The organism is Methanoregula sp. (genome assembly GCF_049518935.1).
Lineage (GTDB): Archaea > Halobacteriota > Methanomicrobia > Methanomicrobiales > Methanospirillaceae > Methanoregula.
In genome coordinates this window covers 41,155-66,006 of sequence record NZ_JBEKRH010000014.1, presented here as the reverse complement: position 1 = coordinate 66,006, position 24,852 = coordinate 41,155, and the positions used below count along the sequence as shown (strand labels likewise).

The 24,852-nt window shown below is 59.0% G+C and carries 24 protein-coding genes; 14 read left to right on the top strand and 10 right to left on the bottom strand.

Annotated features, from left to right (window positions below):
* Positions 1–3: 3 nt before the first annotated feature.
* Together ABSE13_RS09475 and ABSE13_RS09470 are read left to right on the top strand one after the other, a co-directional pair.
* The gene (locus ABSE13_RS09475) at positions 4–729 is read left to right on the top strand and encodes an ABC transporter ATP-binding protein (protein ID WP_424028275.1); all 726 of its coding nucleotides are present in this window, start codon (positions 4–6) and stop codon (positions 727–729) included.
* Complete coding sequence (locus ABSE13_RS09470) at positions 722–2,128, top strand: hypothetical protein (protein ID WP_424028274.1); 1,407 nt, start codon at positions 722–724, stop codon at positions 2,126–2,128. Before ABSE13_RS09475 ends, ABSE13_RS09470 begins: the two co-directional genes overlap by 8 nt.
* Positions 2,129–2,189: 61 nt before the next feature.
* Here the strand turns inward: ABSE13_RS09470 and ABSE13_RS09465 are convergent, their stop codons facing one another.
* From ABSE13_RS09465 to ABSE13_RS09450, 4 genes are all read right to left on the bottom strand, one after another.
* Positions 2,190–2,456, bottom strand: coding sequence for a hypothetical protein (locus tag ABSE13_RS09465; protein WP_424028273.1), 267 nt, complete (start codon positions 2,454–2,456; stop codon positions 2,190–2,192).
* A gap of 117 nt (positions 2,457–2,573) precedes the next feature.
* Positions 2,574–2,798, bottom strand: a complete 225-nt coding sequence (locus tag ABSE13_RS09460; protein ID WP_424028272.1) for a type II toxin-antitoxin system HicB family antitoxin — start codon at positions 2,796–2,798, stop codon at positions 2,574–2,576.
* A 125-nt stretch (positions 2,799–2,923) separates the two neighbouring features.
* The gene (locus ABSE13_RS09455; protein WP_424028271.1) at positions 2,924–3,838 is read right to left on the bottom strand and encodes a DUF362 domain-containing protein; all 915 of its coding nucleotides are present in this window, start codon (positions 3,836–3,838) and stop codon (positions 2,924–2,926) included.
* A 151-nt stretch (positions 3,839–3,989) separates the two neighbouring features.
* The gene (locus tag ABSE13_RS09450) at positions 3,990–4,751 is read right to left on the bottom strand and encodes a DNA-methyltransferase (protein ID WP_424028270.1); all 762 of its coding nucleotides are present in this window, start codon (positions 4,749–4,751) and stop codon (positions 3,990–3,992) included.
* A 286-nt stretch (positions 4,752–5,037) separates the two neighbouring features.
* Here ABSE13_RS09450 and ABSE13_RS09445 point away from each other — a divergent pair, with 286 nt between their 5' ends.
* The 3 genes from ABSE13_RS09445 (at position 5,038) to ABSE13_RS09435 (ending at position 6,997) form a co-directional block, all read left to right on the top strand.
* Positions 5,038–5,832, top strand: a complete 795-nt coding sequence (locus tag ABSE13_RS09445) for a hypothetical protein (protein WP_424028269.1) — start codon at positions 5,038–5,040, stop codon at positions 5,830–5,832.
* Positions 5,833–5,929: 97 nt separating this feature from the next.
* The gene (gene tsaA, locus ABSE13_RS09440; RefSeq protein ID WP_424028268.1) at positions 5,930–6,412 is read left to right on the top strand and encodes a tRNA (N6-threonylcarbamoyladenosine(37)-N6)-methyltransferase TrmO; all 483 of its coding nucleotides are present in this window, start codon (positions 5,930–5,932) and stop codon (positions 6,410–6,412) included.
* 84 nt (positions 6,413–6,496) lie between these two features.
* Complete coding sequence (locus ABSE13_RS09435; protein ID WP_424028267.1) at positions 6,497–6,997, top strand: DUF2124 domain-containing protein; 501 nt, start codon at positions 6,497–6,499, stop codon at positions 6,995–6,997.
* Positions 6,998–7,033: 36 nt separating this feature from the next.
* Here ABSE13_RS09435 and ABSE13_RS09430 read toward each other — a convergent pair whose 3' ends face one another.
* Positions 7,034–7,996: a hypothetical protein gene (locus ABSE13_RS09430; protein ID WP_424028266.1), complete on the bottom strand. Its 963-nt coding sequence runs from the start codon at positions 7,994–7,996 to the stop codon at positions 7,034–7,036.
* A 122-nt stretch (positions 7,997–8,118) separates the two neighbouring features.
* Complete coding sequence (locus tag ABSE13_RS09425) at positions 8,119–8,763, bottom strand: DUF4352 domain-containing protein (RefSeq protein ID WP_424028287.1); 645 nt, start codon at positions 8,761–8,763, stop codon at positions 8,119–8,121.
* A gap of 307 nt (positions 8,764–9,070) precedes the next feature.
* Between ABSE13_RS09425 and ABSE13_RS09420 the strand changes: the two genes are divergently transcribed.
* The 5 genes from ABSE13_RS09420 to ABSE13_RS09400 all read left to right on the top strand — a co-directional run bounded on the left by ABSE13_RS09420 (position 9,071) and on the right by ABSE13_RS09400 (position 15,432).
* Complete coding sequence (locus ABSE13_RS09420; RefSeq protein ID WP_424028265.1) at positions 9,071–10,465, top strand: response regulator; 1,395 nt, start codon at positions 9,071–9,073, stop codon at positions 10,463–10,465.
* A 219-nt stretch (positions 10,466–10,684) separates the two neighbouring features.
* Positions 10,685–10,831 (top strand): hypothetical protein, encoded by a 147-nt coding sequence (locus tag ABSE13_RS09415; protein ID WP_424028264.1) that lies wholly within the window; start codon positions 10,685–10,687, stop codon positions 10,829–10,831.
* Positions 10,832–11,011: 180 nt separating this feature from the next.
* Positions 11,012–11,536 (top strand): hypothetical protein, encoded by a 525-nt coding sequence (locus tag ABSE13_RS09410; RefSeq protein ID WP_424028263.1) that lies wholly within the window; start codon positions 11,012–11,014, stop codon positions 11,534–11,536.
* 79 nt (positions 11,537–11,615) lie between these two features.
* Positions 11,616–14,564: a phosphoribosylformylglycinamidine synthase subunit PurL gene (locus ABSE13_RS09405; RefSeq protein WP_424028262.1), complete on the top strand. Its 2,949-nt coding sequence runs from the start codon at positions 11,616–11,618 to the stop codon at positions 14,562–14,564.
* A 1-nt stretch (position 14,565) separates the two neighbouring features.
* Positions 14,566–15,432, top strand: a complete 867-nt coding sequence (locus ABSE13_RS09400) for a phosphoribosylformylglycinamidine synthase subunit PurQ (RefSeq protein WP_424028261.1) — start codon at positions 14,566–14,568, stop codon at positions 15,430–15,432.
* A gap of 115 nt (positions 15,433–15,547) precedes the next feature.
* Here the strand turns inward: ABSE13_RS09400 and ABSE13_RS09395 are convergent, their stop codons facing one another.
* Entirely contained in the window at positions 15,548–16,240 is a 693-nt protein-coding gene (locus ABSE13_RS09395; RefSeq protein ID WP_424028260.1) for a hypothetical protein, read from the bottom strand.
* A 294-nt stretch (positions 16,241–16,534) separates the two neighbouring features.
* Positions 16,535–17,206, bottom strand: a complete 672-nt coding sequence (locus tag ABSE13_RS09390) for a zinc ribbon domain-containing protein (protein ID WP_424028259.1) — start codon at positions 17,204–17,206, stop codon at positions 16,535–16,537.
* A 169-nt stretch (positions 17,207–17,375) separates the two neighbouring features.
* Between ABSE13_RS09390 and recQ the strand changes: the two genes are divergently transcribed.
* The 3 genes from recQ (at position 17,376) to ABSE13_RS09375 (ending at position 19,968) form a co-directional block, all read left to right on the top strand.
* A complete protein-coding gene (gene recQ / locus ABSE13_RS09385; RefSeq protein ID WP_424028258.1) occupies positions 17,376–19,175 on the top strand; it encodes a DNA helicase RecQ in 1,800 nt (599 codons plus the stop codon).
* 45 nt (positions 19,176–19,220) lie between these two features.
* Positions 19,221–19,589 (top strand): hypothetical protein, encoded by a 369-nt coding sequence (locus ABSE13_RS09380; protein WP_424028257.1) that lies wholly within the window; start codon positions 19,221–19,223, stop codon positions 19,587–19,589.
* A 70-nt stretch (positions 19,590–19,659) separates the two neighbouring features.
* Complete coding sequence (locus ABSE13_RS09375) at positions 19,660–19,968, top strand: hypothetical protein (RefSeq protein ID WP_424028256.1); 309 nt, start codon at positions 19,660–19,662, stop codon at positions 19,966–19,968.
* A gap of 191 nt (positions 19,969–20,159) precedes the next feature.
* Here the strand turns inward: ABSE13_RS09375 and ABSE13_RS09370 are convergent, their stop codons facing one another.
* Together ABSE13_RS09370 and ABSE13_RS09365 are read right to left on the bottom strand one after the other, a co-directional pair.
* Positions 20,160–20,282: a hypothetical protein gene (locus ABSE13_RS09370; RefSeq protein ID WP_424028255.1), complete on the bottom strand. Its 123-nt coding sequence runs from the start codon at positions 20,280–20,282 to the stop codon at positions 20,160–20,162.
* Entirely contained in the window at positions 20,272–20,481 is a 210-nt protein-coding gene (locus tag ABSE13_RS09365; RefSeq protein WP_424028254.1) for a hypothetical protein, read from the bottom strand. The genes ABSE13_RS09370 and ABSE13_RS09365 overlap by 11 nt, the downstream gene beginning before the upstream one ends.
* A 303-nt stretch (positions 20,482–20,784) precedes the next feature.
* Here ABSE13_RS09365 and ABSE13_RS09360 point away from each other — a divergent pair, with 303 nt between their 5' ends.
* Positions 20,785–24,849: a PAS domain S-box protein gene (locus ABSE13_RS09360; protein ID WP_424028253.1), complete on the top strand. Its 4,065-nt coding sequence runs from the start codon at positions 20,785–20,787 to the stop codon at positions 24,847–24,849.
* Positions 24,850–24,852 lie beyond the last annotated feature (3 nt).

Below are 24,852 nucleotides of genomic sequence, written 5' to 3'. Positions count from 1 at the left end.
AGTATGAAAAATGTGATAGAAGCACAGGATTTATCGAAAGCATATGGCGAAGTACAGGCAGTCGACCACGTGACCCTCTCGGTGAAGGAGGGGGCGCTCTTTGGCCTGCTGGGCCCGAACGGCTCCGGCAAGACCACGATGATCAAGATGCTGACCGGGCAGACGAAACCAACCGGCGGTACGGCAACCGTGCTCGGTCTGGACGTGATCCAGGACCCTGTCGGTGTGCGGGGCCGCGTGGGGATCATCCCCGAGCAGGAGACCCCACCCAGTTTCCTGACTGCTATCGAGTATCTTGAGTTCGTGGCCGCGGTCCGGAAGATCCCGGAGATCGACAAAAAGGCAGACTTCTGGTTTGATTACCTTGACTTTGCGGACAAGAAGAACGTGCTCTGCAAAGACCTCTCCCGGGGCACCCGGCAGAAACTGATGTTCACGCAAGCCTTCATCCACGAGCCTGCCCTTGCACTGATTGACGAGCCGTTGATCAACTTCGATCCAATCATGCAGGATCTCGTTAAGGAGTTCCTCGTGGATTACGTAAAGAAAGGCCGCACGATCTTCATCTCGACCCACATCCTCGAGGTGGCCGAGGAGATCTGCTCGGAGTTTGCGATCCTTCACAAGGGAAAACTCCTGCACACCGGCCCCGTTGCCGACCTGACCGGAAGGGGAGAACACCTTCCATCCTTCTTTCTCTCGCTTGTCCGGAAGGGTTCCCATGCTTGAACTCTTCTGGAACATGATGAAGGAGGAGTGGCGGGTCCATTCCACGATGTTCGGCAGCCTTTCGTTCGCGCTCTTCCCGGTCATGATCTTCGGGATCGCCTTCATGGGCTCGTTCCTCATCCCCCTGATGCATGCCTCCCTGCCGGCAGGCAACCTCACTCTGCTTGTTCACGCGAACTACCTGATGCTCGGGATCATGGTCGGCGGGTTCGGTCTCCTGGGTAACGAAGTGATGAACCGGCGGTTCGGCCAGGCAAGCCTGCTGGCATACTCTGCCCGGAGCCTCCCGCTCTCCGAGAAGTTCATATTCCTGAATTTTGTTGTCAAGGACACGGTCTATTACTTCTTCCTCTGGGTCCTGCCCTTCGGCCTGGGGTACGTGCTGGCCTCGCCGTTCACCGGCGTACCGCTCGCCCGGGCCCTCCTCCTCCTCCTCACCCTGACGCTCTCGTTCCTCTTTGGCCTCTGCGGCGTCTTCTTCCTATCGGCGGTCTATGCGAGGTCACGGCCGGCACTCTGGCTCGTCCTGCTGGCCCTCGGCGTGGGAGTGGGTGGCCTTTCTGCCGTGACCGGCATGAACCCGGCGCTCTTCTTCCCCCCGCTGCTGCTCCACAGCGCGTTCACGTGGATGAATCTCGCCGCCTCCTGTGTCGTACTCGTTCTCCTCTTCGGCATTGCGATTGCGCTGTTCAATCCCGAATCCGTAGGTTCGGAGAAAATATACCGGGACTCCTTTGCCTCCCTGATGCAGAGGTACTCGTTCCTGCCGAATCCCCCGCTCGCCGCCAAGGACACGCTCGACCTGTACCGGAGCGGGAGCATGGTGGGCCAGACGATCTTCTCATTCATCCTCCCCCTCGCGGTGATCTGGTTCTTCCTCTCCCTGCTGGGCCCGTACTTCCCTCCCCACGGACTGCTCTTCATCTTCGCTATCACCGCCGGGGTTATCGCATCGACGATGTATACTTGGGTGACGATGTTTGACTCCTTTGGTCCCTATGCCTGCCTCCCTGTTGCTGTCAGCACCCTGATTGGGAGCAAGCTGACTACGTTCTCCCTCCTTCAGGTAATACCGGCCCTCTTCATCGCGGCCGTAGCGCTCCTTGCCGGTGAGGGCGCTTACCTGTTCCCCGCTGTCGTGCTCGGGATCTCGGTCTCGTTTTATGCCGTGGGGGTCATGGCATACCTGACCGGCCTCTCCCCGAACGTGCTGGTCTACGACGTGAAAGTCCTCGCCGTCTATCTCGTCCTTGTTGGGATAGTCCTGACTGTCTTTACCGGCCTTGCCTATGCCAACCCGTTCTATGCCTTTGCATCCGTTGTCCTTGCCCTCCCGGCCTGGCTGCTCATACGGAAAGCGAAGGTGAAGTGGGACGCCGTGGATCCTGCGGGGTTCTAAAAAAACGGCACTTTTTATCCGGGCAATACGTTAAAAACAATGAATTTTTCGGGAGATCCTGTCACTTTGGGGGTATTGATACCATGGAGGATGCCGGCGGTGATTGTGGAGGGATGATCACGATACCCGGAGTACTGGAATAATATCCCTCCACCGGCCGGCCGTCTGCCCCGAAATACCCGTTGATCTTCAGCGGTGGTCCGGTTACGGAGACGGGAGCCATGGTCAGGAGCCCGTTGATCAGGAGCGATACGACAAGAAATGCGGCGATGAGCACCACGAGCAGCCGGAAACTATCTTTTTCCACGATGGTCACCTGTTGATGCATGAACATTCCCTGTTCAGGTACTTAAATGTCTGGAGTTGTTTCTCTGCGGACAGGTTCACCGGTTGAGAAACCCATTACAAAAAAGGGTTAGGGTTATTTCCCGTCAGAAACGGGGTTTTATGCGGAGTCAGCGACTTCGATCCTGATGATCTCGGAATGGACGGATGCAATGGTTTTATGCAGTTCCGCATTCTGGGCTTCCCGCACTACTTCAATCTCTTCCCGGATCCTGGCAAGCGCCTCACCTTGAGTGCTGCCATACCCCCGGGCTCCCGGGATCTCCACGCAGCGTGCGGTAAAACCGCCCATCTCGTGGGATTCCGTGATGATGGTGTAGTGCATGATTGTACAGAAATGATGGATTTATTTACAAAGTTTCTGGTCGGAATGGCCATTTCTGGCAGGAAACTGGTAAATAATGGCATGCACGCAGACGAAACGGAACCCGCAGGATCCCGGCCCGCCATTTACCGGTCCATGTCCAGCTGCTCCTGGATCTTCCGGGCACTCTCTCCTGCAGCATCATCAAGCGGGACGAGCCTGATGGCATCCGCTGATGTGACTCCTATCCCCAGTTCTGCCGCCCGGGCGATCTGCTCAAGCCCGAAGATCCTCCCGTCCGCCACATCGGGTACGGTGCCGAATGACCGGAGGAGTGCAACACCCACGGCATCTATTGCCACCCGGTCATTCCCGGCCAGGACGACCCCGGGCCGGATCAGTTTTCCTTTATCCGGGCCACCGCTTGCAAACCCTTCTGTTGCGTCGAGGACGATCAAGTCCGTCCTGAAAAACCGGTTGATCTCGGCGATCATCTGGCGCTGGTGGGGGGAGTTGTGCAGTTCGTGCATAAAATCGAAGTTCACGCCCGGTACGGTCTTGGCCACGCAGCCCACACCGTTCTTGAGCGAAATGGTGAAATGCCCCCCGTACCGGTGCGTTTTCAGGCAGCAGGTCTGGACCACGTGATCGGCCCGAACGATGGCTGATGCGAGGAAGAATCCCCGGCTCCAGTGGAGGCCGGGTGCCTCTATCTCCTGCCACCCGGTACGATCGATCTCGTCCAGTACGGCTACGGAGAACCCAAGGTCGCGGGAGAGAGCGAGCACGCCGCATTTGTCCAGCACGTCCCGGGAGTTCCCCATCCCGCTCCGCTCGACAAGGGTGAGCCGGACCGGGCCTTCCGCAAGGATAGCGCTGCAGATCTCCTCAAGCGTCTCCGGGTGCGTAGATGCCGGGAATGGGTCTGCGCTGTTGAAGTTTGCCTTGACTGCGACCGTTGAGCCGGCGAGCACGGAGAGATCGAATCCCCCGAGCACGGTCCGGACTGCCTCCCTGCGGTCCGGTGCACCGGCAATGAACACTTCCGCGTGATCGGCCATGAAATCCTCACGTGATTGTCTGGGCGCAGGATCTTATGAACCTGATCCCCGGTTATCGTGCCCCCTCAAAAGAGGTAGTGGATGCCAATGGCAGGGAACAGCCTCCCTGCGATCGATCCTGCACGATAAGGTGGTCCCACGGTTTCCCGCGCTACGACGTTTCGGTGATCCTGCCCTGCGCGATCTCGCAGTACCGGGGATCAATATCGATCCCGATTCCTGTCCGCCGGCACTGGCGGGCTGCAACCAGCGTGCTGCCGCTGCCCATGAACGGGTCGAGCACCGTATCTCCCACGAACGAGAAGAGTTTCATGCACCGGAGCGGCAGCTCCACCGGGAACGGCGCCGGGTGGCCGATCTTCTTCTTGCTCTCCCCGTTGAAGCTCCAGAGCCCGTTGGTCCAGGCCATGAACTCCTCCCGGGTGATATCGGATTCCCGGGTGCCGCCCGTCTTCTTCCAGCTATCCTTGTAGAGCACCACGATCAGTTCAACGGGAGCGATCACGAACGGGGCCGAAGCGGAGAGCCAGGACCCCCACGCGGTCCGGCGCGAGATGTTCCCCTCGTTCCAGACGATGGTCGCATGGTAGGAGAACCCGGCCTCCTTGGCAATTATGGTGAGGTCTGCCCCCACGCTCTGCTGTCCTCCTTTGTTCTTGTCGAGCGGGATGTTGAGGCAGAACCGGCCCTCCGGTTTAAGCCACACGTGGCACTTCTTCATCCAGCTCGCCGAGAACTCCAGGTACTCCCCGTACGTAAGCCGGTCGTTATGGGAATTGTACTGGATGTCCACGTTGTATGGCGGCGAGGTGACGACGAGGTCGATGCTGTTCTCTGCAATCTTTCTGGTAGCAAAGAGATCCTCGTTGATGATGGCTGATTGCCCGTCCTGGTAAAAATAGTCTTTTGCCACTCTCGTACTCCTCAGGTATTTTTGGCTTGCCAGCAGTATAGAAGTTCGTACAGGAACCTGCACTTCTCTGAGGCAGTGTCCCGTGAGGGAAATCAGGTACTTCCCGGATCCGGCACGCGATCCTGCATAGCCCCGGGTTTCATGGTGCCTTTCCTGCGACGGAACGCCCATACAGCTAACCCCGCGGTTATACGAATAACCCCGGCCATCATACGAATATTATTTACTATCCGGTGCACTATGGTGGCAGTGATACCATTCTCATATCCGGTTGGGTGAATTCTGCATGGTAATTGGCGACCGCAAGGTAGTACTCAAGGCGGGGGTGTGTCTGCTTCTCCTCCTGCTGATCGCACCGTATGTCTCGGCATCGGTTGACAGCACCTCCATACCCGCGAGCAAGGATCCGAATGCCATAGATAACCCGGAACTGATCTCGGCCTTCAAGCTCCATACGGCGTACCTGGGGCAGGGCCAGGAAGCCCGCATGGACTCCGTGATCTCGTATATCGATAATATCAGCGGAGGGACGGGGACCTCCAACCTGGAACAGATCGAGGACGATTATCTCGTGATTGCCTCATCTATCCCGCTCATGACCACCAACGCCGAGATCACCCGGGCCCGGGATGATATGCGGGTCCAGACCCAGCTCTTCTCCGAGGACACCAAGGCCCAGCTCGTGATGTTCAACGGCAGTACCGATGACATGCGGGCGAATATCGCCACCTCCGAGCAGGCAGCCAATTCAACAATCACGAATTTTACGGACTCGCTCTGGCTTGCCAAGGACTCGGCCCGGCTCACTATCTTCAATACCGACTCCCAGCAACGGGCGCTCCTCCTCCTTAGCCTGGACAGACAGGGTATTGACACAACGCTTGCCCGGAATATCTCGGACCAGATCGATGCGCAGCGGGCAAGCCTCCAGGATTCCCTCACCAACAACTCGGCGGATTCCTTAGTAACTGTTAACACCGGGATCCGGATGCTCAACAGGCAGTTTCGTAAAACTGTCGAGGACTCGCAGGCTGCGATGGCAATAGAACTCAAGCGCCAGGCCCTTATGGCAATGAAGTAGCGATCCCGTACTCCCGGGTCCTCCCATCCCCGGGTAAAAACCGCTGCATTTTTACTCCCGGCGCCACATCTTTTCTATGCACGGGCACCGGGATTCAATGAACTCCTTCACCTTCGTCCCGATCGGGACGATCCATACCCCGTTCCATGACATTGCCGGGATGCCCATCCAGCCGACCGGCGCCCGGGGTACAAAGGGGACGATCGCGATTGCCGAAGCGTACCGGGAAGGGCTCCGGGACCTTGGCGGGTTTGAGCGCATCATCCTTATCTATGTCTTCCACAAGTGCACCGATCACCAGCTCATGGTGAAACCCTTCCTTGACACCACTCCACGGGGTATCTTTGCCACCCGGTCGCCGAAACGCCCGAACGCAATCGGCCTTTCTGTGGTCCGGCTAATTGCGGTCCGGGAAGAGATCGTCGAGGTGGAGGATATCGATGTCCTTGACGGCACCCCGCTCCTCGACATCAAGCCGTATGTCCCCGAGTTCGATGCCTACCCAGGCTCCTGCTGCGGATGGCTGGAGGCCGTGGCCGTGAATGCAAAGACTGCGATGTCCGATGACCGGTTCCGGTAGACGGTTCTCCTACCCCCGGCTCCCGCCGCTTACCGCCATGATCTCACAATTCTTATACCTGCCCCGCGTGAACGTTCCAGTACCATGACAGATGAGCGCTACCGCGGGATCACCGGGCTCCTGCGCCCGTACAAGGAATACGTGCAGGATATCGGGATCCATAACGGGGACCAGATCGTGTACTACGGCTGTGTCGGTACCTGCACCCCGTTTGTTGAGCTTCTTGCCGTCGCGGTGCGGGGTCTTCACGCCGATCAGGTTTTTGTGCCCCTGCTGGACGAGACAAAGGCGCAGAAGATCGTAAGCATCGAGGACATCGGGATGCAGGTCTCGGGCGGACCGGTTTCACTGCGGCCAAAACTTCTCGTGATTATGGGCGGGCTTGCCATGCCGTATATGCCGGTGACAAAGGAGCAGGTCCGTGATCTGGCGGCCTGTCATACGGGTGCGAAGCTGGCCGGTGTCTGTTTCATGAGCATGTTTGAGAAAGCCGGGTGGCTGGATACGGTTGACTTCGATCTGCTGATAGATGCAAACCTTGACCCTGTCATTGTTAAGAAGAGAGATCCCGGCACAGGGTGCTAAAAACACTCCTCTTTAAAGATTCCCTGTTTTCCGGATTCAGCGTTTCAGGACCGTGAAGAGAATGAGCGCGAACACGAAGAGTATCCCGATAATAAGCAGGTTAGCGAGGCCCGGCGGGAGCTGGGGGACGGCGTCGGATATTGGCAGGGACTGGGCCGGTTGATTGACGGGGACTGCCTTCACGACAGAGAACTCTGCAATTCCCATGCCGCCCGTATCGGATTTCATCCAGCCAGCGGAGAGATTGTAATTCCCTGGCTGGAGGCCCGGAGTATCGAATGTACAGGACCAGTGGTTGATATCGGTCCCGGCTACAACAGGGAGGATCTTTTCCGTGACCTGCTCGTTCATATCCCGGTTGAACAGATCTGCGCGAAGGGAGTTCTCGGTGCCCACGTTGGTGGTCCCGGTGATCACGATCGCCTCACCGGAAGTCTGGTCCGGGAGGGCGTCGGTCCCGGGGACGATCTGGTCGAAATAGACGGCCGGCTCCTCTACGAAAAATGATTCCGGAAGGAAGGTGTCGTCAACGCCCGGGATCTCTTCCGCGGATAAAAGGATCCCGGTAATGGGCTGGATGTTTCCCGAAATGTCCTGAAGGGCCCCGAGGCGGGCAATGATCTTGCCCCGGTTCATCACGGTGAGGTTCCCGTTACTGTCCTTCCCCGGCTCGATCTGCATCGTGCCATCTGATCCGGGGTCCTGGAGAATGACCGCAAACTGGCCACCCGTCAATTTCTTCGTCTCGCTGGGTTTCAGGCTCATTGAATAATTTCCGTGCCTGTCCGGAGTTACGGTCCTGACATCAAAATAATTCCTGCCAATGATCCAGACCGCGACGGTCCCGTTCATAGCACCGGTACCGCTGACGGAGAAGGTATCCCCCTTGGTGATCACCTGTGGCGTGCTCGATGTGAAATAGACAGATGCGCCTGCCGGCATCACGCAGGATACCAGCAGGACGACAAACAGTATGCCGCAGACATGCGCGTGTCTCATAGTTCCACACCCCGGGCTATTATGTATGAATCTGTGTGATGTTGTCTGATAAACACTTTCTGTGAGGCCGGCATGAAGGGGGACATCTCTCCCCGGTTCCGGATCCTTACATACCCTGTTCCTCACGAGACTGCAAAGAGTGCCGGGGGTCCTGTGGCGCTGTCCTGTGTGGCCCGCGGGAAATAGACCGCGAGTACAAGACCGGCGGCGTTCCGCGGGATCTCGTACTCCAGTTCATACGACTGGCTTGCCAGCGGAGGCAGGTCCTGCGCAATGCTGTTGCCAAGGCCGTACGTGTAATACGTGTGTCCATCACCATCGGTCAGGATAAAATCGCTTCCCGAGGCCTGGATGGGGGCGTCCTGCCGGAGGTTGTGGAGGCTGACCGTGATAAAGAAGAACCGGTTTGCATTGAGGACATTGTTCCCCTCCCGGGTCCTGACCACCGTCACCTCCAGGTCCGCCGATCTGACCGTCTGGTTGAGTTTAAACTCGGGTACAGGAGGGCCCGGCGGGGACTGGATCGTGTTGACTATGGTGGAGAAGTCCTGTCCCGCGACCATCGAAAGATGGAGGAGCGGTACTATAACGAGAAATGCACAGAAGAGTGAGCCCCCCATGAGGGAGATGATCCCGATCTTACGGACAAGGCCAAGGGCCCGCTTTTTTGTTGCTTCGTCCTTGTTGTTCACGAGCCGGGTGCCGCATTCGAGACAATTTTTGAGAGAGTAGGGGTATCTCAGCCCGCATTTCGGGCAGATGTTCACGAAGAGCAATCCGATCCCCCTCCCGGCAGTGACGGGGACCTGCGAACCTGACCGCTATGGATGCCTGGCTGCACAAGAGATCCCTTCAGGTATCCCCTGCTCGGCCGCTTGCGGCGCTGGACTCCTGAAGGACTCATCTCATCTGTTTAATTTTTTATCAGTATATATGCATTTTTTATTGATTCTCTCTACCGTCTGCAGTTCGCCACGGGTTCCTGTCTGATCCCTCCGGTTTCGCTGCTCCGGTGGGGAATGCAGGATCAAATCATTCCAATTTATATTCTCCCGTGGGATAATTCCTTGTAGCATGGATCCACGCTTGTTCTCCGTTCTCTTTATTGACGATGAGCCAGCCCTGCGCGAGATCTTCCTGCATATGGCCGAACGCTCGCAGGAAGTGACTATGCAGACCACCGCATCGGCCACCGATGCCCTCCGGCTCCTGGAGGAGACCAGCTTCGATGCGATTGTACTGGATTACGAGATGCCGGAGATCAACGGGATCCAGTTCCTGAAGCTCCTCCGCTCCCGCGGGGATACCACGCCGGTTATCATGTTCACCGGGGCCGGCCGGGAGCACACCGCGATCGAGGCACTGAACAGCGGGGCAAATTTCTATCTCAAGAAGACCGACGACGCGAGGATGCAGTTCCGGGAGATCGTCTCGATGGTGAAGACCGCGGTCGAGCGGAGTTACCTCGGGAAACCCGTGGGCACCACCCAGCGGATCATCGCGGACATGATCAGCCTCACCACCGACCCGGGGTTTGCCCTCGACACAAAAGGGGTCGTGATCGCCTGGAACGATTCGATGGAGCAGCTGACAGACGTGCCTGCCTGCGCCATCGTCGGGAAAGGGGACCTCGTCTATGCAGAGCCTTTCTTTGGCACGAAGCGAAAGATGCTCCTCGATCTGGTCTTCGAACCGGACGAGGAGATCCGGCGGCAGAAGTACATGCTGATCAACCGGGTGCCGAAAGGGCCGGTCATCGCCGTCACCCGGGGGAAGAAGCGGGACGGGAGCGACTGGACGATCTGGACGCGCGCGATGCCTCTCTTCGATGCCCAGGGCATCTTTATCGCCGTAGCCGGGATCGTCCGGGATGTCACATCAACGTTTGGCGATGTGGTGATCCGGGACGTGGCTGCCGGGGACCTGCCGGAAGCGGCTGCGGTTGCTGTGCCACAGAGTGCCGGCACACGGATCTTCAACCGGATCCTCGGGAAGGCATCGGCGGAATACCGGAAAGGGGTGGGCCTGATGCTGAAGGAGCAGAAGTACGCCGATGCAATCGCCGCGTTCGACCGGGCGCTGAAGATCAATGAGAATTTTGCCCAGGCATGGAACGACCGGGGGGTCTGCTACCGGGAACAGAACGATTACACGAATGCCCTCAAGTCCTGCCTGCGTGCCGTTGAGCTGGATTCCGAGAACCCCGAGCTCCTCTTCACCCTCGGGGACACCCTCCAGCGGATCGGCGTGATGTACATGAGCAACAAGTACCTCGATTCCGCGATCCAGGTCTTCAAGATGGTGATCAACCAGCAGCCAAACTGCATGGAAGCCTGGAACAGCCTCGGGATCTGTTACCAGGAGATGGGGAAAGAGGAAGAGGCGAAGTTCCATTTCGACCGTGCCCGGGACATCCGGCTCTGGAAGAAGGATACGCCCATCGTGAGCAAACGGAACGACTACCTCTGAATGTGCCGGCGATAGCAGCGGCAAACCCCTGTCTGATTCCCCCGATCCGCGTTCCTCCCGGGTGAATATCGCCCCCCCGGTGCAGCCCTGGGGTGCACAGGGTGGACAATGAGGGTCCGATGGATCTTTTTTTTATCAGGATCCGGAGATAATAGTCAGGTTCTGTCGCTTCTGCAGTCAGTGACCAATAGTTCTCCTTGTAAAATTTTGGCACTTTGCATGAGATTTTTTCGGCTGTCCTGGCAGGAAATCCCGTCAACCGCCTTCTCCTCCATTGACGAGAAGCAGTACGAGTATACGTTCACGATCGATCGAAACCGAACGTTTACGATCAACCGGACCTCCGGCCCGTTTTCACCCCCGTAAAGATCGATCTCACGGCTTCATCGTTTGAGGAGCCCCCTTTTGATGGGTGGATGAACGATTATGCTCTCAGATTCTGGCACGGGAAGTGCAGCTCCCGATGGCCCGGTTGGATGGCCTGTTGTGCCGGAATCTTTATGACCCTCTCCTTCCAATCTGTGTATAATACAGGAAGAATATTACATGGCATATCCAAATAAAACAACACTCTTTGTCCTCATTGCCGGCGTCATTATCGCGCTCGGTATTTCCGGGGTGATAACGCACCAGATGCTGCCTGCGGCAATTGGAATCATCCTGCTTGTGGCGTCTGCGCTGATTTTCGGAATCGTCAGCGGGCGGACGGGGGTCCGGGAAGATTATTACCTGGCGTATCCAAAACAGACGACGATCCTTATCCTCCTTGCTGCCGTCATCATTATCATCGGCATGATAGGGATTGCAACCATGCAGCTGCTTGCCTCTGCCGTTGTGATCGTACTGATCGTGGCATGTGCGCTTCTTGTGAAATTCCTCAGCGGGCGGGCGGAGTTGTACCAGGAACTCCCCGGGGAGGGGGAGGCGATCATCGCCGGCGTTCTCTTTGCCGTAGTCAGCCCGGTGATCGGCCAGTGGCTGCTCTGGGCAGTTGCCTTTGCGGTCCTTTTCATGATCCAGCAGTCACTTTCGCGGATCGAGAAACGGCTGGAAACCCGGGAGAACCGGTGAGGCCCGGGGAGCTCCCCGCCATCCGGGCGCAGGCCCCCTGCGATACCTATTTTCTTTCATCCCGCCAAAATCTGTATACATGGCTTCTTTTGTCCACCGCATAGAAGTTCACTATACCCAGGATCCCCGCCTGAAGACCCGGACGGACCGGATCAAAACGCTCGGGTTTCCGGTTGATGAGCTACACCTTGCCGAGGTCTATACGATCGCGACTTCCGCCCGGGACTTCACCCGGGACGAGCTCGTGCAGATCGGCAATCAGCTGATCAACCCGGTTGTGCAGGAGTTCACGGTGGATGAAGCAACAAAACCTCTCTTCGATTATGCGATCGAGGTCGGTTTCCTCCCGGGCGTGACCGACAACGTAGGCACCACGGCCCGGCAGATGATCGAGGACTTCTTCTCCATGAAATTCGGGGACGGGGAAGCGGTTTACTCATCCCAGCTCTATTTTGTCCGTGGCCGGCTCGACGCGGGGGCGCTGCAGGGACTTGCCGCTACGCTTGCAAACCCGCTCGTGAACCGGGTGCTCACGAAGACCCGGGCAGAGTACGGGCAGGCGGGAATGGACCGCATTGTGCCGTACGTGGAGCTCCACGAGCTGCCGACCACAGAGACGGTAGACCTCGATCTCGATGATGCGGAACTCGCACGGCTGGGGAAGGAGGGGATTATGGATCCCCGGACACACCAGCGTCGGGGCCCTCTCGCTCTCGACCTCACCCAGCTCCACGCGATCCGCGATTACTTCCGCACGCTCGGGCGCAGGCCAACGGACCTCGAGCTGGAGTCGCTCGCCCAGACCTGGAGCGAACACTGTAAGCATACGATCTTCGCCTCGGCAATGGATGACGATGTGCCAAATGGGCTGTACAAAACGTACATCCAGGCGGCAACGAACGAGATCCGGCTGGAGGCGGGGGACAAAGACATCTGCGTCTCGGTCTTCTCCGATAACTCCGGCGCGATCGTCTTCGACGACGAGTACATCGTCACCCACAAGGTCGAGACCCACAACTCCCCGTCGGCTCTTGACCCGTTCGGTGGTGCCCTCACGGGTATCGTGGGCGTGAACCGGGACACGATCGGCTTCGGCCTCGGCGCAAAGCCCTGTATCAACATCTACGGGTTCTGTGTCGGCGACCCGGATACGTCAGTCACCCTCTTCCGCGGGAAAGACGCCTCGAACCCGGTCCTCCCGCCCCGCCAGATCCTCGATGGTGTGGTGCGGGGCGTGGGTGTGGGCGGGAACTGCTCGGGCATCCCGACCCCGCAGGGGTTCTGCTGGTTTGACAACCGCTATGCCGGAAAACCCCTTGTCTTTGCCGGCACGGTCGGGGTGATGCCCCGTATGCAGGGAGGCCGGAAGCTGCACGAGAAGGCAGCGCAGGCCGGCGATCTGATCGTTATGGTAGGTGGCCGGGTGGGCAAGGACGGAATCCACGGTGCCACCTTCTCTTCTGAAGTGCTCGATCACAAGAGCCCGGTCACTGCGGTGCAGATTGGCGACCCGATCACCCAGAAGAAGTTCTCGGACGTGATCGTGAAAGAGGCCCGGGACCTCGGGCTGTACCGCAGCATCACCGACAACGGGGCGGGTGGCCTCTCCTGCTCGGTGGCGGAGATGGCCAAGGAATGCAACGGCTGCCGGGTACAGCTCGATGCAGTGCCCTTGAAGTACCATGGCATGGCCCCGTGGGAGATCTGGATCTCCGAGTCGCAGGAGCGGATGACGCTCGCTGTTCCGCCGGAGCAGCTCACGGCTTTCATGGACCTGATGGGGCGCCGGGAAGTCGAAGCGACCGTGATCGGTGAGTTTACGGACTCGGGGAGGTGCGTGGTGGAGTGCGGCGGGAAGTGCGTGATGGACCTCGAACTGAAGTTCCTGCACGACGGCCTGCCGAAGAAGCACCTGAAAACCACGTTTACCAGAAAGACATTCCCTGAGCCGGACGCACCGTGTCCGGACCGGCTCGATACAGCTCTGCTTGCAATGCTCAAACGCAGGAACCTCTGCTCCACGGAGTTCATCTCCATCCAGTACGACCATACTGTGCAGGGTGGCCACGTGCTCGGCCCGGTTCAGGGGAAGGGGCGGGTGCAGGGCGTTGCATCGCTGACAAAAGTCGTGCCAGGCTCGAAGAAGGCCGTGGGGCTTTCGCAGGCGCTCTTCCCGTCTTACTCCGAGATCGATCCTTACCGGATGGCCGGCGCCGGGATCGATACGGCGATCCGGGGCCTTGTCGCCATGGGTATCCCGCCGTCCGGGATTGCGATCCTCGACAATTTCTGCTGGTGCTCGTCCGACGAGCCTGAGCGCCTCGGGCAGCTGAAGCGTGCGGCACAGGGGTGCTATGACTTTGCGAAGGTGTTTGGCACCCCGTTTATCTCTGGTAAGGACAGCATGTTCAATGATTTCTCCGGTTTCGATGCGGAGGGCAGCCCGGTGAAGGTTTCGGTGCCGCCGACCCTGCTGATCTCGTCGATCGGTGTCCATCCGGATGCAGGGAAATCAGTCTCGATGGACGCGAAGATCACAGGTGATCTCGTGTACGTGATTGGTGAGACGAAGGAGGAGCTCGGCGGGTCGGAGTACTTCGCGATGCTCGGGGGTGTCGGGAACGAGGTGCCGTCCCTCGACGCAGCAGCGGCAAAGGAGCGCTACACCCGGCTTGCCGGCGCGATCGGCCACGGGCTTGTGGCCTCGGCCTTCCCGGTCAGCCACGGGGGTCTTTTGGTGGCGCTGGCCAAGGTTGCGATTGCGGGCCGGCACGGCCTGGAACTCACGGTCCCGGTTCCTGACGGCATGCGTTCCGATCACTATCTTTTCTCTGAGTCGCTCGGAAGATTCGTGGTGACGATTGCCCCGGACCACAAGCGGGCGTTCGAGCAGGCGCTCGGGCCCGATGCGGTGCTGCTTGGCCGGGTGGCCGGCAGCCGTCTGCGGATAACAGCAACGACTCTCCTGCTGGATACGGATATCAGGGACCTAGAGAAGGCCTACAAGGCGCCGTTCGGGGGGTACTGATATGGCATCAGTGCACAGGAATGTTAAACGACCTGCGGCCATGACAAAACCCGTCCCGGTACCGGAGCTGATTCCCGAGAAGGCCCTGATCCTGAGCGGCTTTGGGATCAACTCTGAGATGGAGACGCAGAGGGCACTCGCCCGGGCCGGCATGGGTGCGGATATCGTGCATATCAACGACCTGATCGCAGGCCGCACGGGTCTCTCCGCCTACCGGCTCATTGTCTTCCCCGGCGGCTTCTCGTACGGGGATGACACCGGAGCAGGCAATGCCTACGCGAACCGGATCAGGAACAACCTCTGGGACGATCTTCTCGAATTTCTCGATGGCGACAACCTTGTGCTCGGGATCTGCAACGGGTTCCAGATCCTGGCAAACCTCGGGCTCGTCCCGGCATTTGACAGGACCTGCGCCCGGGACATCGCCCTGATGCCCAACCGGGGCGGCCGGCTGGAGTGCCGGTTCGTCACCATAAAGCCGGCGAACGAAAACCTCTGGACAAAAGGAATCGAGCGGATCTGGTGCCCGGTCTCCCACGGTGAGGGCAACCTCTCGTGTTCGAAAGAGACCCTCCAGAAGATCAAGCAGAAGAAGATGGTAGCGTTCACCTATTGCCGGGAGGACCTGATCCCGGCAAACGGCGAGTACCCCTTCAACCCGAACGGCTCGGTGGAGGATATCGCCGGGATCACTTCGGCGAGCGGCCGGGTGCTCGGCATGATGCCGCACCCGGAGCGGGCAATGGAGTTTGTGAACCTCTATGACTGGCCACTCTTAAAAGAGCAGATGAAGCGCTCCGGTACTGTCCTTCCCATGGAATCGCTCAATATGCAGATCTTCCGGAATATTGTCGCGTACTTTGACTAAAACCCGCTAAAAATAACGTTACCTTTTTTGGCACCCATGGTAAACCCCGGGGCCGGGCCCTGGCACCTGAATGTCGTATAAAAACGTGCCCGGTCTCCCGCAGGGGGCCTTCCGCTTATACTGCCTTTGCATAGGAAGCCCGCTCCTCTTCGGTGAGCGGGATGGTGAACGTGGTCTTCTCCACCCGTGAGCCATCCTCGCCCGGCGCGGTCAGGTACGATTCCATCACCCGCCACTCGTCCTGCGGCGCCCCGCAGCTGATGCAGGTGCTTGCGTACTCTCCAGTGTCCTTGTCCTGGACCGGGATCTTCTTGTAGAACGGGTATCTCTCGGCGATGAGCGGGGCAAGATTTGCAAAGGCCACGGGGGACGAGGACTGGCCGAAATGGGAGCCCACCGGGCAGACCACGGGGGTATAACTGTGGCAGGATGAGCAGGATATGTCCCAGACCCAGACGTCGATGTCCACAGTCTTTGGCGGCTCCCGTTCGAAGGTGAGGGTGTAAACGTTCCGGAGCTGGATCACGCGGCCGTGGTATTTCCGGTCGCTGATGATCCGGACTACCTCGGCGATCACGGTCTGGGCACGGCTCTCGACGATCACGTTCCAGGCTCTCCGGTCCCCCTCATTCTTGGGGCAGGTGCCTACGTTCAGGCAGGTCTGCAGGAGCACCCGCTGCTGCGGGTGGGCAACGACCTCGATCCAGTCCTCCTTCCTGCCCTTTTTCATGTGCCGGTACGTGAGCATCTGGATTACCTCGCTCTGTATCCATCCCGCCTCTCCGGTCCAGACCTGCACCCACGACATATCTTTCCATGTCCGGTCTCTTATTCAATATAGGTTGCGGAACTGTGGCGGTGGTGGGGAGCGTGCCGGCATATCCGCCGTTCCATGAACCCTGTTTCTGGAGGTACGTCACGGGGGTATGACAGGTATCGGCCGTATCCCCGGATGAACGGAGGTGGAGGAACGTGCGGGATAAACGGGCCCGGGAAACAATACCTCCGTTGCCGGAACACGGAATAAAAATGTCTCTGCCGGAACATTGGTATAACGGCAATACCGGGAACTGCGGCTCCCGGTGATCTGTACAGGAACCGTCTATTTTTTCAGGAACCCGAAGACGCCCTTCTTATCAGGAGGTCGTCCTTTCCGCGAGGGTTCAGGAACGTCCCCGGCATCCTTGTACGAGGGTTTTGAGCCTTTCAGCTCGTCGGCGATCAACGGCAGGTGGCCGTATTTTTTCGGGGCCATGGAGATCTGGGGTGCCCGCGAGGCCCGGGCCTGGTCGGGCTCGTCCGCAATGAGCGGCAGGTGGGCGTAGCGCTTCTCCTCCACAACCGGGAGCGGCTGGGCATCGAACTCCGAACTGCCGTCGGACCAGGGATCCCACTCATCAGGCTGCGCGACCGGCCCGGGCTCTTCCTGTACCGGCAGCGCGGTCCGCTTCCTGTTCATGACAACGGACGCCGCCTGGCTGGCCGGCTGCCGGGCCGTGCGGGCAGCGGCGGTGGCAAAGACGGTGCCGCACCGGGTGCAGAATTTCGAGTCCTTGTTGATCGCCTTATTGCCGCAGGACGGGCAGGAGGGACGGACCTGCGCACCGCACTTGTCGCAGAACTGCGCGAGCGTGTCCGAGACGGTGTCCCCGCAGCTGTCGCAGACCGGGAAGTGCGTATCCTGCACGTCAACAATGGTTGAACCGCACTCGTTACAGAACTTTGCCCTGTCGTTCGGGGCAGGGATGCCGCAGCTCCCGCATTTTCGTGTCATGTACTCCATATTGGTTAAAAACGGGAGGTGCTTAAAACCTCTGGTTCAAAGTCCGGGATCCCGGAGGGATCCGTTCACTTTCACCCCGCCCCAAGAGTTCTTCCCGCCGGCCTCCCCATTCTCCGGTAGCGTTCTCCCGCCAGTCCGGGCTGCGTTAATCAGGATCCCTATGGTCACAACCAGCGAACTCCTGCATACCTACTGGGGCTCCTCCGCCTTCCTGCCGCACCAGGAGGAGATCATCGGCTCCGTCATTGACGGACGTGACATCCTCGCGATCATGGCGACCGGCGGCGGCAAATCGCTCTGCTACCAGCTGCCGGCCCTGGTCCTCGGGGGCATCACGCTCGTCATCTCCCCTTTAATCTCGCTGATGAAGGATCAGGTTGACGACCTGAACGCCCGGGGTATCCCTGCCGCGGCCTGGAACAGCACCCTCGATTACCGCGACCGGGTCCAGCTTGAAGAGGGCCTTGCCGATGGCAGCCTGCGGCTCCTTTTCATCTCGCCCGAGAAGTGTATGCAGCCGGGCTTCCTCACGTCGCTCTCGCGTGCCCCGGTCCGGCTGATCGCGATCGATGAGGCACACTGTATCTCGGAGTGGGGCCACAATTTCCGGCCGGAGTACCGGCAGCTCGCCCAGCTCCGGAAGTACTTTCCCGGCGTCCCCCTCATCGCCCTGACCGCGACCGCTGTCCCCGAGGTGCGCCGCGACATCCGCCAGCAGCTCGGCCTTGCCGGTGCCCGGGAGTTCGTGGGCAGCTTCAACCGCACGAACCTCCGGTACCGGGTGGTGCAGAAGAAGAACCCGCTCATCTTCCTGGTCAATTACCTGGGCCGGCACCGCGAAGAGTCGGGGATTGTCTACTGCCTCTCCAAGAAGGAGACCGAGGAGGTGGCAGCGGAACTCCGGAAGAAGGGGTTTTCGGCGCTTGCCTACCACGCGGGGCTCCCAAAGCAGCAGCGGGAGGATGTGCAGGATGCATTCATAAAGGACCGGGTGCAGGTAGTCTGCGCCACGGTCGCGTTCGGGATGGGCATCGATAAGCCGGACGTACGGTACGTGATCCACTACGACCTGCCAAAGACCCTCGAGGGCTATTACCAGGAGACGGGCCGGGCGGGACGGGACGGCCAGTACAGCGAGTGCATCCTCCTCTACAGCCGGGGCGACTATGCCCGGGTCCGCTCCATGCTCGAGCACGACGATACCGGCAGCCAGCACCTGCGGATCGCACTGAAGAAACTGCAGGACATGGCGGAGTACTGCGAGACGACTGGCTGCCGGCGGAAATTTCTCCTCACCTACTTCGGGGAGGAGTACCCGGAAGAGAACTGCGGGTCATGCGATACCTGCGACCACCCTCCCGACATGGTGGACTGCACGGATGCTGCAAAGATGATCGCGGCCTGCGTAAAGCAGCTGCCCGCAAACTTCGGCATCGAACTGATCGCCGATGTGCTGCGGGGCTCGAAGAGCGCGAAGATCCAGGAGTACGGCCTTGCCTCCCTGCCTGCCTACGGGGCCGGGAAGAAGCACAGCAAGGCCCAGTACCGCACTTGGATCAACGAGCTGGCCCGGCAGGGGTTCCTGTCCCGGTCAGGCGACAAGTACCCGGTGATCCGATGCACGCCCCGGACCGACGAGCTCGTAAAGGGCCAGTGCCGGGTGATGCTCCCGGTGCCCGGGACCGGCCCGGTGAAGGCGGAGGCAAAGGCCCCGGCCCGGCTTGACTCACACGCCGGGGATCTCTTCCTGCGCTTAAAGGCGCTCCGGAAGGAGCTCGCGGACGAGAAGGGCGTGCCGCCGTACGTGATCTTCCCGGACCGTACCCTGCGGGAGCTGGCCGTTGCCCGCCCCTCTGACATGACCGGTTTTTCGGCGGTTTTTGGTGTCGGGGAGTTCAAGCGGGAGAAATACGGGCAGGTATTCCTTGAGGAGATCCTGCGGGAACAGACGGATCTTTAGAACCCTTCCGAAAGCGTCAATTTCCCCGGGCTACGATACTTTTCCATGAAGCAGTTCTTCACTGATACCGCCGGCCTCGGCCTCGCCTTCTGGCTCATCGGCTACCTCCTCGGTATCATTCTCTTCCTCACGCCCCTTGCCCCTGTCATGGGCTGGGTCCTCTTTGTCTGCCTGACCCCGGTCATGGCCGTAGTGACATACCGGTGGTTCTCGCGCCGCGGGCTCCCGCTGTCGTATTTTGTGCAGCTCGCGGTGGCCTGGACGGCGATCGCCGTCGTCTTCGATTATCTCTTCATAGTCCAGCTTTTCCATCCCGCTGCGTACTATCAGGCCGACGTGATCGTCTACTATGCGGTGACATTCCTCGTCCCGATCGGCGCAGGCTGGTACCTGCAGGGCCACCGGCCGGCCTGAGCCCGGGAACCTGCCCGGCCAGCTTCCTGCAAAGAAGGGCATATGAGGATCGAGCGCCTATTAACTGAGCATGAAATATACGGCGCGGCATATCCAGCGTTTTCTCGAACAGGGAAAGATCGATCCCACCCTCTGGAAGAACAACTTTCCCTCGCTGCTGCCAACCCAGGTGCCGACCTGCGCAGAGTGCGGGGAGTTCAAGGCAAAGACCTGTCCCGGCGATCGCGACCCGGTCGAATGTTTCCTGGACAAGGTGCCGGCAGCATCCCCTGACGACGGTGAGCCCAGGAAGAAGAAGCGCGACCCGATGCTCGGCCTTGGCGCGAAAGGGCCCGGCGCCCGCGGTACAGCAATGCCCCGCGACCAGTCGAAGATGTAAAAAATCTGCCGTTCATCAGAAGGGCAGATTGGAGAAAATATCCGAAGGATATTTTCGACCTGGCTTGGCTGCCGTTCATCAGGAAAAGCGGATGGCAGAAATACCCGAATGGTATTTTCGACTTGGCTGCCGTTCATCAGGAAAAGCGGATGGCAGAAATACCCGAATGGTATTTTCGATTTGGTTGCCGTTCAGCCGGAAATCCGGATGGCAGAAATGCCCGGCAAGGCGATTTCGACCTGATGATCTTTCATCAGAAAGGCAGACTGGAGAAAAAGAGTAAAAATTTGTATTCCCGGCTTTTCAGCACTCATCCAGCATCTTCTTAACCATTTTCATGGTCTCGATCTTGAACTGGAAGTGCTTGATCATGCCTTCTTTCATCAGGATCTTTCCGTCGATCATGCGTTTCATCAGGGCCTTCTTCTGGTCCTCGGTCATCATTTCCCACATCTCGGCCATGATCATCTCGTGCTGCTGCATCATGCCCGGGCCCGCTCCCTGTTCATGCATAGTGTATCCAACTCCTGATTGTTCCGGCGAACCGGACTGAACCCTGCTTAGCGCGGATGCGGAGATATATTTTTGCCCGGTTTTCAACGGGTGTGACACAATTTGGAGACGTTTCCGGCACCCGGTATGCCGTTTTTTGTGTAATTTTGTCATGTGAAACTGTCCAGTCAGGTATAATGCACCGGCTGCAAATATCTCCTGTGGACATGTTCACACTTTTTGGAACATATAAAAACCTTTAAATGAGGTTACCGGGTTTTTATTTGTACTGGATCCTGTACCTGTTCTTTGGGAAGATGCGTAATGATCACACCGGGACTGTTCAGCACTGCTGATGTACCACGCGCCGTAGCGGATGCAAACCTGTTCAGGAAACTCACCCGTGCCTTTGGCCTGCTTGCCATCCTCGCGAGCCTTGCAGGTCTTATCGGGAATATCTCCGGAAACGTCCTCCTCAGCAGCGTGTGCCCGGGCTGCAAGACCATGGCACTGAGTGCCGCGCTCATCTGGATCTTTTTTGGCGCCCTGCTCGTATACATTTCCGCCCGGCCGGTGGACCGTACCGGGGGCCTCCTCGTGCGGACAGCCCTTGTCCTTGTTGCATGCACGGAAGCTGCCGAGATCGTCTCTGCCTTTGCGGGCAGGCACTTTATCGTGGAGTCCTGGTCTGTCGCGGCCGGGGCTGCGATATCCGGCCCCCTGTCAACGCCCGTTTCCCCGGTGGCGGCCGGTCTTATCATCCTTGCCGCGATCGGGCTGTTCTTCTGTGTCGACCCGGCCTTTCTCACGCCGGAACTGCGACGGGCACGGGAGATCACGGTCGTGGCAGGGATCATCATCACGCTCGCCGGGTTCACGCTGGTCATGAGTTATTTCTACGGGGACCCGCTCCTCTATGGCACGACGATCATCCCCGTTGCGGCCGTCTCTGCACTTGCGGCATTCTTTACCGGGGCCGGGCTTATTGCTGCAGCAGGGCGGGAAACACCGCCTGTCCATTATCTCATGGGAAGGTCCATCCGGGCCCTGCTGCTCCGGAATTTTGTCACGCTGGCAGTTGCCATCACCCTCTGTGAAAATATCCTTTTTTACGTCATTTCGTTCTGGTACCATCTCTCCAACGTGGTCATAATCTCGGTAAGCCTGGTCATTTTTACGTTTGCGACCGCGTCCATTGTCGGGCAGTTGTCGGTGGAGATTGGCCAGGCCCTTGACCGGGCGGAACAGGCACTCGTGCACAGGAACGAGGAGCTGGGGGAACTCAACGAGGAACTCACGGCCGTTGAAGAAGAGCTGCGGCAGAACATCGATGCACTCACGAAAACGGAGAAGGAGCTGCGGGAGAGCGAGGAGCGTCTCACCCACCATATCGACAACTCCCCGCTGGCGGTGATCGGGTTCGATTCGCAGTTCCGCATCACCATATGGTCGGATGAGGCCATCCGGATGTTCGGCTGGACACGGGAGGAGGTCATGGGGAAGGCGATTGGTGACTTCCCCTGGGTATATGAGGATGATATAGAGCGGGTCTCCGCCATCTCCGCCGATATGCTGAACGGGAAGGCTTCTCGGAACCTGCACGAAAACCGGAACTACCGCAAGGACGGCACCGTGATCGAATGCGAATGGTACAATTCAGCGCTCCGGGATGCGGAGGGGAACCTCGTCTCCATCCAGTCCCAGGTGCTGGATGTGACCGGGCGCAACAGGACTGCACGGTCACTGGAGGAGAGCGAACGGTTCCTCCGGGAGACCGAGAAGATTGCGAAGCTCGGCGGCTGGAAAGCGAACCCGCATACCGATTACCTCCAGTGGACCGGGGGGATTTACGACATCATCGAGGCGCCCCGTGATTACCGGCCGGGTCTTGCCGAGGGAATGAAGTATTTTTCACCGGAAGATCGGACCCGCATCAGGGAACGGATCGAGGCCTGTTTTTCCACCGGGGAACCCTTTACCCTTGAGATCCCGATTACGACCGGGTCCGGAAAGACGGTCTGGACCGAATTGCGCGGGCTGAGCCCGGTAACAGATGGGGCACGTTCCTCAGTTATCGGCACGTTCCAGGATATTACAGAACGCAGGCAGATCGAAGAGAGACTGAAACAGGAGAGTGGCAAGCTGGACATCCTGGCAGAATCAGCCCGGCTGCTCCTGAGCCCGGAGAAGCCCGAACTCATCGTCCAGACCGTAGGGGAACGGGTGATGCAGTACCTCCACTGCCACACCTTCTTCAACTACCTTATCGACGAGAGCGGGCAACGGATGCGGCTGAACGCGTATGCCGGTATCCCTCAGGAGGATGCAGGCAGGATCGCGTACCTGGAGCTCGGCGAACTGGTCTGCGGAGTGGCAGCCTGTGACGGGGAGCGCGTGGTTGTCCGGGACATTCTCGCGGGAGATGACGAAAAAACCCGCCTGCTCCGCTCGTTCGGCATCTCCGTCTGTGCGGTCCACCCGCTTGTCTACCAGGGCCGTACTCTCGGGACGCTCTCCTTTGGGACCTGCGACCAGGCGTACTTTACCGATGATGAGCTGGACCTTATGCGGGCAGTGACGGACCTTGTGGCCACGGCAATGGCGCGGAAAAAGATCGAGGACACCCTCCGCGGCACCAGCCAGTACCTCGAAAACCTGATCGATTATGCCAATGCCCCGATCATCGTCTGGGACCGGGGACTGAACATTATCCGGTTCAACCATGCTTTCGAGTTCCTGACAGGAATGGCTGCCGCGAAGGTCATCGGGAAACCTCTCGATATCCTCTTCCCGGAACAATCCCGCCGTGAATCCATGGAACTGATCCAGAAGACGGGTAGCGGCGAGCGGTGGGAATCCGTAGAGATCCCCATCCGGCATGTCTCCGGTGCGACAAAGATCGTACTCTGGAACTCGGCGAATATCCACGATGGAGACGGCGTCACGATCTCCTCCACCATTGCCCAGGGGCAGGATATCACGGAGCGCAAAATCGCAGAAGAGACTGCTACGAACACCGCGTCACTGCTCAATGCGGCCCTTGATTCCACTGCCGATGGTATCCTCGTTGTCGACACGGACGGGAAGATCACGAGTTACAACAAGACATTCTGTGCGATCTGGAATATCCCGGAACATATGCTGGACGCAGCGGGAGAGAAGACGGCGCTTGCCTATATGACGCCGCTGATCGGGGACTCACGGGATTTTGTCGCCCGGTTAAAGGAACTGTATGCCCACCCGGGACGGGAGAGCTATGACATGGTCAGCCTCCCGGACGGCCGGGTCTTCGAGCGATATTCCAAACCCCAGAAGATCGGGGAGACCATTGTCGGCCGGGTCTGGAGCTATCGCGACATCACCGAGCGCAGGCAGGTGGAGGAGGCCCTGCGGGTGAGCCTTGAAAAATTCCGGATCATTGCCACTAATACTCCTGATCACATCCTTATGCAGGACCGGGACCTCCGGTATACCCAGGTGATCAATCCCCAGATGGGCCTGACAGAAGCGGACATGCTCGGGAAAACCGATTATGATATCTTATCCCGGGAAGATGCGGATGCGCTGACGAAAATCAAGAGGCATGTGCTGGAGAGCGGTACCGCGGTTCACGACGAAATCCCCCTGGTTAATGCCCGTGGCGAGAAGAATTACTTTGCCGGTTCCTATGTCCCGAAACGGAATGCTGCCGGCGAGATCGACGGGATTATCGGGTATTTCAAGAACGTGACCGAGACAAAACAGGCCAACGAGAAGATCGTTGCCGCACTGGCGGAAAAAGAGATCCTGATCCGGGAGATCCACCACCGGGTCAAGAACAACCTCCAGATCATCTCCGGCCTTCTCGACATGACACGGATGAGGACCGGCGATCCGGCAACGACCGGTATCCTGACCGATATGATGATGAAGATCAAGACCATGGCCCAGATCCACACGCGGCTGTACGAGAGCAAGCAGTTCGACCGGGTCAATATGGGCGGCCAGATCCGGGACCAGGTGGCCGATCTCTCCAGCATCTACGGCCGGTCCGGCCCCGGGATCACGTGCCAGGTGGATGCGGAGGATCTCTATCTCCCGGTCGACCAGGCAATTCCCTGTGCGCTTGTGGTGAACGAGGCCCTGTCGAATGCATTCAAACATGCCTTCCGGGGGCGTAGTCATGGGGCGATCACCGTCTCTGCACGGCAGGACGGGGGGAATATCCACATCAGTATCCGGGATGACGGCACCGGCATCCCGAAGGACGTGGATATCAGCCGTGCCACGAGCCTGGGCCTGAAACTGATCCGGAGCCTGGTGCAGCAGTTGCGGGGGACGCTGGTGATCGAGAGTACAGACCTGGGGTCTGTCGTGAATGTTGAATTCCCGCTTCAGACGGGGAGATGAGGA